Origin of the sequence: Nonomuraea sp. NPDC052265 (assembly GCF_044547985.1) — a bacterium.
Classification (GTDB): domain Bacteria; phylum Actinomycetota; class Actinomycetes; order Streptosporangiales; family Streptosporangiaceae; genus Nonomuraea.
The window spans coordinates 1-14,484 of sequence record NZ_JBIUBJ010000031.1; the positions used below are offsets into that span (position 1 = coordinate 1).

11 protein-coding genes are annotated in these 14,484 nt (G+C 72.4%); 3 read left to right on the top strand and 8 right to left on the bottom strand.

What is annotated here, in order from left to right; translation table 11 throughout:
* Positions 1-388 precede the first annotated feature (388 nt).
* Positions 389-823, top strand: coding sequence for a nuclear transport factor 2 family protein (locus tag ACIHAD_RS44440; RefSeq protein ID WP_397360882.1), 435 nt, complete (start codon positions 389-391; stop codon positions 821-823).
* Between the two features lie 54 nt (positions 824-877).
* Here the strand turns inward: ACIHAD_RS44440 and ACIHAD_RS44445 are convergent, their stop codons facing one another.
* Positions 878-2,728, bottom strand: coding sequence for an endo-1,3-alpha-glucanase family glycosylhydrolase (locus tag ACIHAD_RS44445; protein WP_397360883.1), 1,851 nt, complete (start codon positions 2,726-2,728; stop codon positions 878-880).
* Positions 2,729-3,043: 315 nt separating this feature from the next.
* On the opposite strand from ACIHAD_RS44445, the gene ACIHAD_RS44450 reads away from it, so the two are divergent.
* The gene (locus tag ACIHAD_RS44450; RefSeq protein ID WP_397360884.1) at positions 3,044-3,463 is read left to right on the top strand and encodes an ATP-binding protein; all 420 of its coding nucleotides are present in this window, start codon (positions 3,044-3,046) and stop codon (positions 3,461-3,463) included.
* Between the two features lie 31 nt (positions 3,464-3,494).
* On the opposite strand, the gene ACIHAD_RS44455 is transcribed toward ACIHAD_RS44450, so the two are convergent.
* Positions 3,495-4,667, bottom strand: coding sequence for a pyridoxal phosphate-dependent aminotransferase (locus tag ACIHAD_RS44455; RefSeq protein ID WP_397360885.1), 1,173 nt, complete (start codon positions 4,665-4,667; stop codon positions 3,495-3,497).
* 107 nt (positions 4,668-4,774) lie between these two features.
* Here ACIHAD_RS44455 and ACIHAD_RS44460 point away from each other — a divergent pair, with 107 nt between their 5' ends.
* Positions 4,775-5,545, top strand: a complete 771-nt coding sequence (locus tag ACIHAD_RS44460) for a GntR family transcriptional regulator (protein ID WP_397360886.1) — start codon at positions 4,775-4,777, stop codon at positions 5,543-5,545.
* A 59-nt stretch (positions 5,546-5,604) separates the two neighbouring features.
* Here ACIHAD_RS44460 and ACIHAD_RS44465 read toward each other — a convergent pair whose 3' ends face one another.
* From ACIHAD_RS44465 to ACIHAD_RS44490, 6 genes are all read right to left on the bottom strand, one after another.
* The gene (locus tag ACIHAD_RS44465) at positions 5,605-7,098 is read right to left on the bottom strand and encodes a CoA-acylating methylmalonate-semialdehyde dehydrogenase (RefSeq protein WP_397360887.1); all 1,494 of its coding nucleotides are present in this window, start codon (positions 7,096-7,098) and stop codon (positions 5,605-5,607) included.
* 75 nt (positions 7,099-7,173) lie between these two features.
* On the bottom strand, positions 7,174-7,968 hold the full coding sequence (locus ACIHAD_RS44470) for an SDR family NAD(P)-dependent oxidoreductase (protein ID WP_397360888.1): 795 nt from the start codon (positions 7,966-7,968) through the stop codon (positions 7,174-7,176).
* Positions 7,965-9,149 carry a glycine C-acetyltransferase gene (locus ACIHAD_RS44475; protein ID WP_397360889.1) on the bottom strand — a complete coding sequence of 395 codons (1,185 nt, stop codon included), beginning with the start codon at positions 9,147-9,149 and terminating at the stop codon, positions 7,965-7,967. Before ACIHAD_RS44475 ends, ACIHAD_RS44470 begins: the two co-directional genes overlap by 4 nt.
* Positions 9,146-10,474, bottom strand: coding sequence for an MFS transporter (locus ACIHAD_RS44480; RefSeq protein ID WP_397360890.1), 1,329 nt, complete (start codon positions 10,472-10,474; stop codon positions 9,146-9,148). Before ACIHAD_RS44480 ends, ACIHAD_RS44475 begins: the two co-directional genes overlap by 4 nt.
* A gap of 40 nt (positions 10,475-10,514) precedes the next feature.
* Positions 10,515-12,230 (bottom strand): hydantoinase B/oxoprolinase family protein, encoded by a 1,716-nt coding sequence (locus ACIHAD_RS44485; protein ID WP_397360891.1) that lies wholly within the window; start codon positions 12,228-12,230, stop codon positions 10,515-10,517.
* On the bottom strand, positions 12,227-14,305 hold the full coding sequence (locus tag ACIHAD_RS44490; RefSeq protein ID WP_397360892.1) for a hydantoinase/oxoprolinase family protein: 2,079 nt from the start codon (positions 14,303-14,305) through the stop codon (positions 12,227-12,229). Before ACIHAD_RS44490 ends, ACIHAD_RS44485 begins: the two co-directional genes overlap by 4 nt.
* Between the last annotated feature and the right edge of the window lie 179 nt (positions 14,306-14,484).

The window sequence follows — 14,484 nt, forward strand, 5'->3', positions numbered from 1 at the left end:
CGACTCGGTCTGCAGAGCGAGAAGGTCAGGAACTTCGAGGGGCTCCTGGATACGCGCGAAAGAAACGCGACGGGGACCAGCGGGTACGGCGGAGGGGTTGCGCGAGGCTGCCAACAGTTGTCCTTCCGGAGGGCACGGATGGAATCGAACTGCGCGCACGCCAAACGCCCGGACCGAGATCCGGGGCGTCGAGAGGCAGCGCGAGGCAGCAGCATAACCCAACTGAGAAACGAATGTCCACATTTACTATGAGTGTCAACCTCGGTGCCGCCTTCAGCTTTTCACAGCAGGGCGGGCTCGTCAACTCCCCGAGCCGGATTCCCGCCATGAGACGTCCGATTCGCGCCAGCGACCCGCCATGGACACGCGGGATGCTCCCCTCATGAACATGACGAGGACGTCCGACGCTTGGTCGGTCATGGAGAGGTTCTACGCGGCCGAGGCGGCGTACGTGGCCGCGGGCGGTCACGGCAGAGCGGACTACGCGCCCGTCGCCGCCCTGCTGGACCCCGAGGTCGTGCTGCACCAGGCTCCGGGGTTGCCGTTCACCGGGACCGGGGAGTGGCGGGGGCACGCGGGGATGGAGCGGTTCCTGGCCGTCTTCGGCGAGACGTGGGAGTCGATGGAGTTCCTGGAGCAGCGGCACTGGGGGGACGAGGACACGGTCGTCGTGCGCAACCGGGTGCGCTTCCGTGCCCGCGCCACCGGGCGAGAGGTCGACACCCTGATCATGCAGGTGATCACCGTACGGGACGGGCGCATGCTGGAGTGCCGCCCCTTCTACTGGGACCCCCGGGCCGTCGCCGCCGCCTGCGGCGACTGACCGGACGAGCGGGGTCCGGGCCCGCGTCCCCGGCGCGGGCCCGGAGGCACGCGGTCAGCGTTCGCTGGAGGCCGCGCGGTAGTGCAGGTCCTGCACGTACGGCGTCGCGGTGACCGGGTACGGCGAGACCACCTTGGCCGCCGTCGCCGACCCCCTGGTGACCGTCGCCGACGCGGCCCCCGCCTTCAGCGGGAACGTCTTGGCCGACACGCCGGCGGGCGCGTCGTAGCTCTGCGTCGTGCCGCCGACCGTCACCAACACCTTGCCCGGCGCCGTCAGCATGGTCAGCACCTCGACCGTGTCACGCGCGGCCGTGCTGCCGCCGCGCAGCGCCATGAGCTTGGTCTGCGCGAAGGACGGCTTGGCCGCGACCGGCTGGACCCGGTGGGTCAGGTACGCCGAGTCGTTCGTGATCTTCGGGCAGCCGAGCTTGTAGCAGGTCAGGTAGTAGGCGTTGATGTCCAGGTACGTCCAGCCGGCGTTCCTGGACGGCGCGAACTGCGTGTTCTCCGAGTAGTCGTTCCAGGTCGTGAGCTGGACCCAGTCGGCCTTGCCGTCGATCGCGCCCTTCCACGTCGCCCGCAGGTTCTCGGTGTTGCCCGCCTCGTCGAAGACGCCCTGGTTGGGGCGTTCGTCCTGGACCGACACCGGCTGCATCCAGATCTTGCCCATGCCGTGCGCACGGTCGATGTTGCCGCCCAGGGCGACCTTGATGCCGTGCTCGGTCTCCATGGTCTTCATCCAGGCCGCCCACCAGGCGGCGGTGCGCCCCTCGGCCTTGAACGGCGCCACCACCAGGCGGTCGTCGGCGAGCCGGTAGACCGACTTCGAGGCGGCCAGCTTCGCCATCGCGGTGGCGAACGCGGCGCTGTCCACCGAGGCCAGGCCGTTCGTGTCGGGCATCAGCACGATCTTGAACCCGGGGTCCACGGCCTCGGCCGCCTTGATCAGGTTCTGCACCCGCGTCCAGTGGGCGCTGGTGATCGACAGGATGTCGACGGTGAAGCCGTCCAGGCCGGCCGCGACGGCCTGCTTGACCTCGGTCTTGAAGTCGGCCACCGCGTAGTCGCCGCTGATCGGGTCGCGCCCGATCGGCCGGTCGCGCAGCAGCCCGCCGTAGGCGGCGTGCTTGCCGCTCTCGCCGTCCGGCTTGAGGTAGTTCCTGGCGTAGTAGTCACTCGCCGGGGCCTGGTTGTCCAGCGACACCGGATACGGGGTGAAGTAGTGCGCGAACACCTTCTTGGCCGAGCCGCGCAGGGTCTCCGTCCCCGGCAGGACGAACGGCAGCGGCCCGGCGGTCTGCTGACCGCCGCCCTCGGTGTAGGTGATCGTGAGCTTCGGGCCGCGGTTCCCGGTCTCGCGCGAGGACATCAGCACGGTCGCGGTGGCGTCGGTGCCGGTGAGCGCGAAGGCGTACGTGCCGTCGCCCTTGACCGCGGCGGACACGTCCAGCTTGGCCGTCGTCCCGGCGGTGAAGCCGGTGTGCGAGGCCACGGCCGCGGCGCCGAACTCGGGACGGGTGTTCCAGGTCGTGGCGGCCTCCGTCCAGGAGCCCGTGACGGGGCGGACCGACACGGTGGTGTCCGTCGTCCTGGCGGAGACGACGTCCAGCGTGACCTTGACGTCCTCGGCGTCCTCCGGGATCCCGGTGACCTTGAAGCGGGTCAGGCCGACCCGCTGGCCCGCGGCCGCGCTGCCGCACGCCGCGCCGCAGACGCTCACCCAGGTCGCGGTGGCGAAGCTCTTCGCCGGCTCGGCCTGGCTGATGAACACGTCCTCCGTGGCGGCGAACGTCACGGTGAGGGGTGCGACGGCGGACGCCCACGCGGGCGCGGCGACGGCCGCGCCCGCCAGCGCGGCGAGCATCGCCACCGCGGCCGGCAGGGCCCGATATCGGTTGAGCATGGAACTCCCTTGGCTTTCGGAGCGCCTCCGCCGCAGCGGAGCCGCGTTGCCTCGCCAACGATGGAGCAAGATCAAGCAGCCGGGCCCGCTTTTCTGATAAATCACCCTATTTGGAACGTTGCTAATTTCCGGGCCCTCACCGCGGGATTTGGGTCAGCGGCCCGGTTCCGGGACACTTCCCTGGTCGGGCATGGCGCGGAAGCCGCGATTCGGGCAGGATGGACCAGCCCTTTCTGTCTCCGCTTGGCCTGCGCGCACGACCGAGTCGATGTCATCATGGGCACACGGTGTGTGATTTCGGGGTAGGAGGGGCCGATGTCCGAGCCTTCCCCCGGCGCCGCGGCGAGCTGGCCGATCAGCCGCGACCTCGCGGCGCTGCGGGATCTCGTCCGCCGTCACGCGCTGCAGGCCGGGCTCGCCTCCCAGCGCGGTGACGACCTCGCGCTCGCCGCCAACGAGGCCGTCACCAACGTCCTCGACCACGCGGGCGGGGCCGGTTGGGTGCGCATCTGGGCCGACGACGACTTCCTCACCGTCGACGTCGGCGACCAGGCGGGCCGCCTGCGGCCCGACGCCTGCCCCGAGGTCCGTCCCCAGGCGGGACCGGGCGGTTACGGCCTGTGGGTGATGCGCCGGCTCTGCGACGAGTTCGTCATCACCCAGACCAGCGCCTCGTCCCAGGTCCGCCTGCGCATGAAGCGCGCCCGCGTCCCAGGCCGGGCCCCCACGGCCTGACCCGCCCGTGCCCCCGGCGCGCGCCGGGACGTCAGGACTCCCGGCGAGCCCGTCCGAGGGCGCGGACCAGTTCGCCGAGCGTGCGCTCGTCCGAGCCGAACGTGATGCGGACGTGTGTGCCGGGGGCGTGCATGTCGGCGCCGCGTACCGTCGCGATGCCGTTCCGCAGGAGTGCGCGGTCGATGGCGGCCGGGTCGTCGCCGAGGCGCGAGCAGTCGGCGAGCAGGAAGGCGCCGCCCATGGGCCGTACGGGCGGGGTGAGGCCCCCGGCGGCGATGCCGTCGCAGACGAGGTCGCGCTTGGCCTGGTAGGCGGAGAGCGCCTGGTCGAGCCAGTCGCGGGGGCCGGTGAGGGCGGCGACCGCGGCCCGCTGCGGAACCACTCCGCAACAGACCGCCTCCCACTCGAAGCGGCGGTTGAGCGCGTCGACGATCGGCGGCGGCGCCAGGACGTAGCCGAGCCGCCAGCTCGCCAGCGCGTAGTACTTGCTGAGGCTGGTGACGGTGACCAGGTGCGGCCAGCGGTCGGCGAACGCCTCCACCGGGTGGTACCGGTGGCCGTCGTAGGTGAAGTGCTGCCAGGAGTCGTCGGAGATGACGAGGAGCCCGTGGCGCGCGGCCAGGTCGACCACGGCGGCGAGGGTCGCGGCGTCGGGGAGGTAGCCCGTCGGGTTGGTCGGGTTGCACAGCAGCACGGCCCGGCTGCGGCTGGTGACGGCGGCCTCCAGGCCGTCCAGGTCGATCGCCCAGCCGTCGCTCTCGCGGGACGGGACGCGGACGGGCGTCGCGCCGGCCTCGCGGACGGCGCCGTCGAAGAAGTAGGTGGGCGTCGGCACGATCACCTCGTCGCCCGGGGCGAGCACCGTGCGCAGCACGAGGGAGAGCCCCTGCATCGCCCCGTGGGTGATCAGCAGGCGGCGCTCGGGATCGACGCGCAGGCCGTGCTCGCGCTCCAGTTCGGCGGCGATCGCGGCCCGCAGTTCCGGCAGGCCGCGGGTGTCGCGCGGGTCGGGCCGGTCCATCGCGCCCGCGACCGCCCGCCGTACGTGCTCGGGCATGGGCAGGATCGGGGCGCCCACGAGCGGGAGCATCCGCACGCCGTCGCGTGCGCTCCGCTCCGCGCGGGCGCGCGTGCTCATCGCACCCAGCGCCGGGAAGTCGCTCGCGGCGGGGAGGACCCAGGATTTCGAGGTGCGTCGCTGCATGGACAAAGCATGACATATTGAGATATCAACAACAAGAATTAATATCTCTTATCGCCACATGTCGGACGAGCTGCTGTATCAACGCTCCCAGTTGATATCCTGGCGGGATGTCCGACATCCATGGCGTGGTCAGCGGAACGCCGCACATCCCCGCGCTGCTGCTGGTCGGCAGGGACGAGACCGGCCTCGACCGCACGAGCCAGGCCTATCGGGCGATCAGGCGCCAGATCATCGACCTGACGCTCCCTCCCGGCAGCAGCTTCACCGAGACGTCGCTCGCCGAGCAATGGCGCATCAGCAAGACGCCGGTGCGCGAGGCCCTGGCCCGGTTGAGGCGCGACGGGCTCGTGACCGCGCTGCCGCGCGCAGGCTACGTCGTCAGCCCGATCACGCTCCAGGACACCGACGCCCTGTGCGCCCTGCGGACGCTGCTGTCGGGCGAGGCGGCCGCCGCCGCGGCGCGCCTCGGCGTCACGGCGCCCGCGCTCGAACGGCTCCAGGCCCTGTCCGAGGTGCCCCTCGCGCTCGCGGCGGGCGAGGCCGATCAGGAGGAGTCGCTCCAGGCCGGCATCGAGTTCGAGGGCATCATCGCCAACTTCAGCGGCAACCCTCGTCTCGGCAAGTCGATCGTCGACGTGCTCGACGAGCTGGAACGGGTGCTGCGGATGGCCGCGTTGATCGATCCCGGCATCGCGAGCCCGCCCGGCGAGCTGGCGGCCGTCTTCGAGGGGCTGCGCGCGCGGGACGCCGACGCCGCCCGGGACGCGATGCGCGCGCGGTGCGAGCGTGTGCGCCGCGACCTGCTGCAGGTTCTGGCGAAGAGCACGTCCGTGAGCCGGGCGCACATCGAGCTGCCCGTCTCGCGCCCGCCGGTCTGACGGGCGCGGCCGAGCCCCCGGGGTGCGGCGCGAGGCCGGTCGGGGGCCGGGTCGTGCGGTCAGACCGCCGTCGGGAAGGAGAGGTCGCCGCGCCGGCGCGGGCCGTCCGCCCTCTCCTCCGGCCACCGGGTGGTGACGGCCTTCGCCCGCGTGTAGAACGCGACGCCCTCCGGGCCGTGCATGTGGTGGGCGCCGAACAACGACTCCTTCCAGCCGCCGAAGGAGTGGAACGCCATCGGCACCGGGATCGGCACGTTGACCCCGATCATCCCGACCTGCACGGATCGCTGGAACAGGCGGGCCGCGTGGCCGCCCGTGGTGAAGATCGCCGTGCCGTTGGCCAGGTTGTTGGCGTTGATCAGGTCGATCGCCTCCGCGAGCGAGCCGGCGCGCACGACGACGAGCACGGGGCCGAAGATCTCGTCGCGGTAGACGTCCATGTCCGGTGTGACGTGGTCGAACAGCGTCGGGCCGACGAAGAAGCCGTCGCCCTCGATGTCGGGCGCGCGCCCGTCGAGCACGAGGTCGGCGCCCGCGGCGACGCCTGAGCCGATGTAGCCCCTGATCCGTTCGAGCGCCTCCGCCGACACGACCGGGCCCATCTCGGACCCGGCCTCCAGTCCCGGTCCGACCTTGATCGCCTGCGCCTTCTCGCGCATCAGCTTGACGAGCGGCTCGGCCACGTCGCCGACCGCGACGGCGACCGAGATCGCCATGCAGCGCTGGCCCGCCGAGCCGTACGCGGCCGCGACCAGATGGTCGGCGGCGTGGTCGAGGTCGGCGTCGGGCAGCACGACGGCGTGGTTCTTGGCGCCGCCGAGCGCCTGCACCCGCTTGCCGCCGGCGGTCGCGCGCTCGTGGACGTACCGCGCGACCGGCGTCGAGCCGACGAACGACACCGCGGCGACGTCCGGGTGGTCGAGGATCGCGTCGACCGCGACCTTGTCGCCGTGGACGACGTTGAAGACGCCGTCGGGCAGACCGGCTTCGGCGTAGAGGTCGGCGATGAGGTTGGCCGCCGACGGGTCGCGTTCGGAGGGCTTGAGCACGAACGTGTTGCCGGTCGCGATCGCGATCGGATGCATCCACAGCGGGACCATCGCCGGGAAGTTGAACGGCGTGATCCCGGCGCAGACGCCGAGCGGCTGCCGGAAGGAGAACAGGTCGACGTCGGTCGAGACCTGGTCGGAGTACTCCCCCTTGAGCAGTTGCGGGATCCCGCAGGCGAAGTCGATCACCTCCAGGCCGCGGACGAGCTCGCCTCTGGCGTCGTCGAGGACCTTGCCGTGCTCGGCGGAGACCAGCCGCGCCAGGTCGTCCAGGTGCTTGTCGACCAGGTTGCGGAAGGCGAACATCAGCCGCGACCGCCGCATGACGGAGGTGTCGGCCCAGCCCGGCAGGGCGGCCCGCGCCGCCCGCACCGCGGCGTCGACGTCGGCGGGCTCGGCCAGCAGCACGTCGGCCTGATGCGCGCCGGTCGCGGGGTTCCATACCGGGGCGGTGCGGATCGACTCGCCGGCGCTCTCGCGGCCGTCGATCCGGTGCTGGATCATCCTGACTGTCCTTGTGCTCACAGAGGGTTCACCTTCTCGTGGAAGTGCTGGTTGCGGGTGTCCGGCGGCGCCGCGTCAGACGATGAGGTCGCCGCCGTTGATGTCGATGGCCGCCCCGGTGATGTACGCCGCCCGGTCCGAGGCGAGGAACGCGACGAGCTCGGCGACCTCCCAGGGCTGCCCGACGCGGGGCACCGGGAAGGACCGGGTGGCCTGTTCGAGCGCCTGGCCGGGCAGCAGGGCGCGGGCCATCGGGGTGTCGATGAGCCCCGGGCAGACGGCGTTCACCGTGATCCCGTCGCGTCCGCAGTCCTTGGCCAGGTGCCGGGTGAGCCCGAGGACGCCGTGCTTGGCCGTCGTGTAATGAGCGCCGCCCGCGGTGCTGATGGTCTTGCCGGCGGTGGAGGAGAAGTTGACGATCCGGCCCCAGCCTCCGCCGCGCATCGCGGGCAGCGCCTGCCGGCAGCACAGGAACGTCCCGAGCACGTTGACCGCGAGCACCCGCTCCCACTCGGCCTGGGTGATGTCCTCGAACGCGGTCGGCGGTGCGACGCCCGCGGCGTTGACCAGGATGTCCAGCCGCGACCGCTCCGCCAGCAGCTCGGCGAACGCGCGCTGGACCTGGTCCCCGTCCGTGACGTCCACCGCGACCGACCGGAGGCGGTCCGCCGTCACCTCCAGCGTCGCCGCCAGCTCGCCGGGGTCCGGCGCGGCGGGATCGAACACCGCGACGGTCGCACCGCGGCGGGCCAGCGCGTGCGCCGCCGCCAGGCCCATGCCACCGGCCCCGCCGGTCACGACCGCGACCCGGCCCGCCAGCTCGCGCCCGTCGGCACCGGTCGGCGCTCGCAACCCCTCGGCGGCGCTCATGACCCCGCCAGGACGGCACGCGCGCGGCCGAACGCGGCTGCCGCCCGTTCGAGCTGGCCGGCCGTGTGCGCGGCCGAGACCTGTACCCGGATCCGCTCCTCGCCGGCCGGGACGACCGGATGGGAGAGCGCGAAGACGAGCACGCCCTCGCGGCGCAGCGCCGCCGCCACGTCGGAGGCCAGCGTGCCGCCGCGCAGCATCACGGGGATGATCGGATGCTGTCCGGGCGGCACCTCGTAGCCGAGATCGCGCAACGCCCCGCGGAGCCAGGCGGTGTTGGCGGCCAGGCGTTCGCGCAGATCGGGACGCGCCCGGGCGATGCGGATCGCCGTCAGCGCCGCCACGGCCAGCGCGGGAGCCATCGCGTTGGTGAAGATGTAGGGCCGCGAGACCTGGCGCAGCGTCTCGACCACCGCACGGTCGCCGGCGACGAAGCCTCCGGCCCCGCCGCCCAGCGCCTTGCCGAGCGTGCCCGTCAGCACGTCGACGCGGCCCCGCAGCCCGAAGTGCTCGGCGGTGCCCGCGCCGGTCGCGCCCAGCACACCCGTGGCGTGCGAGTCGTCGACCACGAGCACCGCGTCGTGGCGCTCGGCCAGCTCGCAGAGCCGGGGCAGTGCGGCGACGTCGCCGTCCATGCTGAAGACGCCGTCGGTGACGATGAGCCGGTGGCGCGCGTCCGCGCACTCGATGAGGAGGCGTTCGAGCTCGTCGAGGTCGGCGTGGGCGAAGACGCGCCGACGGGCGCGGGTGAGGCGGATGCCGTCGATCAGGCTGGCGTGGTTGAGCGCGTCGCTGAGGACGACGTCCCGCGGGCCGGTCAGGGCGTCGAAGAGGCCGAGGTTCGCGTCGAAGCACGAGTGGTGGAGCACGGCGTCCTCGGCGCCGACCAGTTCGGCGATGGCCGCCTCCAGCTCGCCGTGGATCGCCCGCGTGCCGCAGAGCACCCGTCCCGCCGCCACCCCGAGCCCCGTCTCGCGCAGCGCCCGCCGGGCCGCGTCGAGGACCTCCGGGTCGCCGGCGAGCCCGAGGTAGTCGTTGGAGGCGAAGTTCACCAGCCGCTCGCCGCCCACGACGAGCGTCGGCCCCTGGGCGCCCGAGACCACGAGGTCGCGGCGCAGCCCGGTGGTCGCCCGGCGTTCGCCGAGCTCGGCCCTCAGCCGGTCCAGCAACGCGGCGTTCACGACAGGCTCCCGTCCAGGCGCTCCATCCGGCGTCCCGTGGTGAGCAGGACGGCCAGGCCGGCGACCATGATGATCGCGATGGCCAGCAGCGCGTACGTGAAGCTGCCGGTCGCGGACGCGATGGTCCCGGTGAAGTAGGGACCGACGAACCCGCTGACATTGCTGACCGAGTTGATCAGTGCGATGCCGGAGGCGGCGGCCGCCTCGGTCAGGCCGATCGCCGGAATGCGCCAGAACTGCGGCATCGCGGTGATGATCCCGGCGACGCTCATGCAGACGGCGAGCACGAACAGCGTGCCGCTGCTGGTGAAGGTCGCCAGCAGCAGCCCCGCCGCGCCGACGGCCATCGGCACGGCCGTGGCCGTGACCGCCGTCCAGCGCGCGGCGACGCGGGCCCAGGCGACGATGGCGAGCGCGGCCACCACGTAGGGGATCGCGGACAGCAGGACGCTGCTGACGTCGGCGGAGTGACCGACGCTCTGCGTGATGGACTTGATCATCGTGGGCAGGAAGAACTGCAGCGGATAGAGCCCGAACGCGATGGAGAACCAGGTCACGGCCATCGCCCAGACCCGGCCGCTGGTCAGCGCCTGGCGCAGCCCGGTGAGCGCGCCGCGGGCGCGCTGCTCGGCGGCCTCGGCGGCGAGGATGTGCTTGATGGCGGCCTTCTCCTCGTCGTCGAGCCAGCGCGCGTCGGCCGGACGGTCGGGCAGGAAGACGAAGATCAGGACGCTGACCACGACCGTCAGGACGCCCTCGACCAGGAACAGCGCCCGCCAGCCCGCGATACCGAACACGCCCTGCCCCCACTGCAGCAGCGCGGCGGCCAGCGGAGAGCCGATGATCGAGGACAGCGGGATCATCAGGATGAAGGCCGACAGCGCCCAGGAACGCTGGCGGCGCGGGAACCAGAACGTCAGATAGAGCAGGATCCCGGCGGCCAGGCCGGCTTCGGCGAACCCGAGCAGGAGCCGCGCGACGAACAGCGCGGCCGGGGAGTTGACGGCCGCGGTCGCCGCCGTGACCAGCCCCCACGTGATCATGATCCGCGCGATCCACTTCCGCGCGCCGAACCGGCTGAGCATCATGTTGCTCGGCACTTCGAACAGGACGTAGCCGATGAAGAACAGTCCGGCGGCCAGGCCGATCTGGCTGCTGCTGAGGCCCATGTCGCGGGACATGGGGGCGGCGATGTAACCGACGTTGGCGCGGTCGATGTAGCTCGCCACGTAGGCGAGGCCGACCAGCGGCATGATCCGGATGCCCACCTTGCGCCAGGTGCGGGGTGGGACGGTGCTCTCGGGGGTCGCGAGGTTCGAACTCATGGGGGGTTCCAATCGATCTGGGGGGTGGGGTGGCGGTCTTTCAGCGCGCCCGGCCTCGCAGGCCGGCTGTGGCGTCCGCGTCGATCAGGCCGTCCGCGGAGATCACGACGCCGTAGTCCCGTTCGGCGCCCTCGGGGGTCACCTTGCCGTCGAGGACGTCTTCGAGGACCAGTTCCGGGAGGCGCTCGAAGGGGACGCCGTGCCCGCCGCCGCCGGCGGTCACGTGCCGGTGGCGGGTTCCGGCGGTCATCACGAAGTGCGGTTTGGACTCCAGCACGCGTTCACCGGGGCCGCCGCGGTCGAGCACGTTCAGCGAGGGGGTTCCCTGGGCGCCGCCGTCCAGCCCGTACGGCAGGAACTTCCGCCGGTCGGACCTGATCTGCACCCTGGCCTCGGGCGCCAGAAGCGTCATGTCGCGGAAGGTCGCCAGGCCACCGCGCCAGCGGCCCGCTCCGCCGCTGTCGGGGAGGTAGCCGTAACCGTCGATGCGGATGTGGCCGGAGCGTTCCAGCTCCTCGACCGGCGTGTTGGTCAGGTTCGCGCCCAGGGAGCTGATCCCGTCCACGCCGTCGCGGTCGGGACGGGCGCCCCACGCCCCGGCCAGGGGGTCCCACAACACCATGGACTCCCCGTCCGGCCCGACGAGGCCGATCGCGATCCCGTCGGGTCCGCCTTCCCCGGCGGCCGGCACCCGGGCGGGGAACACCGGGGCGAGCGCCCCGAGCACCGCGTCGATGATCCGGAAGCCGACGAGCCCGCGGGCGCCGCGCGCGGACGGACGCCGCCCGTTGAGGATGGAGGCTTCCGGGATGACGAACGTGAACGGCCGGTAGAAGCCGCTGTTGGCCGGGATGTCGGAGGCGAGCACGCCCTGCAGCGCGGCGTAGGCGGCCGAACGGGTGAAGGAGGCCGTCGCGTTGAGCGCGGAGTCGACCTGCGGCGAGGAGCCGGTGAAGTCGAGCTCGATCCCGGACCCGGACAGCGTGACCTTCACCCGGATCGGGATCGGCCCGGAGCCGAGACCGTCGTCGTCGATGTGGTCGAGGAACTCGTAGGCGCCGGGCACGGCCTCGGCGAGCGCGGCGCGCAGCAGGGTCTCGGAGTAGTCGAGCAGCTCGTCGATGAGGGTGGCGAGCCGTTCGACGCCGTGCCGCGCCGCGAGCGCGCGCAGCCCTTCGGCCCCGGTGTGGCAGGCCGCGAGCTGGGATTCGAGGTCGCCGCGCAGCAACTCGGGTTCGCGGACGTTGCGCAGGATCAGCCCCAGGAACGTCTCGTTCACGGTGCCCGCCTCGACCAGGCACGACGGCGGGATCTGCACCCCTTCGGCGAAGATGCTCGTCGACTGCACGGCCATCGAACCGGCCGCCCAGCCCCCGACGTCGGTGTGGTTGACGACGGTGACCGCGAACCCCAGGAGGGCCTCCCCGGTGAACACCGGGGCGACGGCGAAGATGTCGGGCAGGTGCATGCCGCCCAGGGACGGGTCGTTGAGCAGGTAGACGTCCCCTGGCCGGATCCGGTCGCCGAACTCGTCGAGGATCGCCTCCATCGCGTCCGGGATGGACCCCAGGTGCACCGGCAGGGTGTTGGCCTGGGCGATCACCCGGCCCCGGGCGTCGCACAGCGCGGCGGAGAAGTCCATGCTGGACGCGACGAGCTGCGAGTGCGCCGTGCGCAGGATCGTGATCGCCATCTCGTCGGCGATCCCGGTGACGGCGTTGCGGAAGACCTCGAAGGTCACGGCGTCGCGGATCATGAGGCGCTCCAGGTGATGACGATGTTGTTGAGCCGGTCGCGGTGTACCAGGGCGCCCGGCGGGACGAGGGTGGTGGCGTCCATGTCCTCGATGACCATCGGCCCCTCGACCGGTTCGTGGCCGAGGTCGGACCGTCCCACGACGAGCGTGGGCACGGTCTCGGCGAACCGGCACTCGCGGGTGGTGGGCTCACCGGCGGCGGCGAGGGGAAGGCTCAGCACGTCGGCGATGGACACCGGGGTGGGGAGCCGGCCGCGTACCCGGAGGTTGACCAGCTCCACCAGCTCGTCCGTGCCGGCCCGGCCGTAGGTGCGCCGGTGCTCGGCGTGGAAACGGGCCCGCGTCTCGGCGAGCAGGTCCTCGGTGAGGTCGCCGTCGGGCACCCGGATCCGCAGTTCGAAGCGCTGGCCGCGGTAGCGCATGTCCAGGAGCCGGTCCACGACGGCCTCCGCGCCCAGTTCCTCGCGCACCTGGGCGGACAGCCGCGCGAACTCCGCGGCGAGCGCGCTCACGTCGGCGAACCCCGGCCGGTACGGGGTGAGCTCCTGGCGTTCGGTGTCGGCCACGAGCAGGCCGAGGCTGCTGAACAGGCCCGGGTACACGGGCACGATCACGGTCGAGATGCCCAGCTCGCGGGCCAGGGCGGCGGCGTAGAGGGGGCCCGCGCCGCCGAAGGCGACCATGGTGGCCTCCCGCGGGTCACGGCCCCGTTCGCTGGTCACCGCCTTGACCGCGGTCGTCATGCTCGACACCGCCACCTGGTACGCGCCGCGCGCGGCGCCCGCCACGTCCTCACCGAGCCGTTCGGCCACCGGCGAGAGCGCCTTCACGGCGAGCTGCGGGTGAATCGGCACGCGTCCGCCGGCGAGCGCGTCCGGGCTGAGGTATCCGAGCGTCACGTTGGCGTCGGTCAGGGTGGGCAGCTCACCGCCCTGGCCGTAGCAGGCGGGGCCGGGGCGCGAGCCCGCGCTGACGGGCCCCACGTGCAGCGCGCCCGCCGCGTCGACGGAGATGATGCTGCCGCCTCCGGATCCGACCTCGGCGATGTCGATGGACGGCGCCCGCACCGGGTACCCGGCGCCGGAGCTGAGGCCGCGGGCGCCGTTCATGCCCCCGCCGACCTCGTAGTCGGCCGAGACGAACGGTTCGCCGTGCTCGATCAGGGACGCCTTCGCCGTGGTCCCTCCCATGTCGAACGCGACCACCGTGGACAGGCCGATCAGCTGGGCGAGCTTCTGCACGGCGGTGACGCCGGCCGCGGGACCGGACTCGATGATCTGCACCGGGCGCCGCGCGACGGAGGCCGCGTCCAGCAGCCCGCCGCTGGACTGCATGACCAGCAGGGGCGCGCTCACCTGCTCGGCCCGCAACCCCGCTTCCAGACGGGTGAGGTAGCCGTGCACGGTGGGGCCGACGTAGGCGTTGACCGTCGCGGTGCTCATGCGCTCGAACTCGTGCGGCTGCGGCGAGACGTCGACCGAGGCCGTGACGTACACGCCGGGCAGTTCGGCCCGCAGCAGGCCGGCGACCCGCCGCTCCTCGTCGGGGCGGACATAGGAGTTGATCAGGCACACGGCCACCGCTTCGATCCCGTCCGCGCGCAGGCGCGCGGCCAGCGTGCGGACCTCGTCGTCGCCAGCCGGTGGGTCGAGGCGGCCGTCGGCGGTGATCCGCTGGCCGAGTTCGTACCGGTGCCGCCGCCGGGCCAGGGGCTCGGGCTTGGACCATGACAGGTCGTAGAGCACCGGCCGGCGCAGCCGCCCGATCTCCAGCACGTCGCGGAACCCGCGGGTGGTGACGACCGCCGTGCGGACGCCGTTCATCGACAGGATCGCGTTGGTCGCCACGGTCGTGCCGTGCAACATCGCGACCACGGCCGCCGGCCGGGCCCCGGCCAGGGCAAGCACGCCGGTGGTCGCCGCCACCACGCCGGCGCCGTAGTCGGGCGGGGTGGACAGGACCTTCATCGGTACGACCTCGCCGCCCGGGCCCAGCGCGATGACATCGGTGAAGGTGCCGCCGATGTCGGCGCCGACTCGCCAGCCGGCCGGTCGAGGATCGTGACTGGGGGGCACTGGATCTCCTTCGTTCAACAGCGACTGGGATCACAGTACGAGCGAGCTAAGATATCAGCAATGCCTCGTTGTCATTTTTATCGAGTCAGGTGATATGACTACCGTCGGTGGACACGCCGCTCGGACGGGAGGCACGGTCTGGCGCGGCTGGGGCACGACGCGGTCGGGGCCGCTCGGTC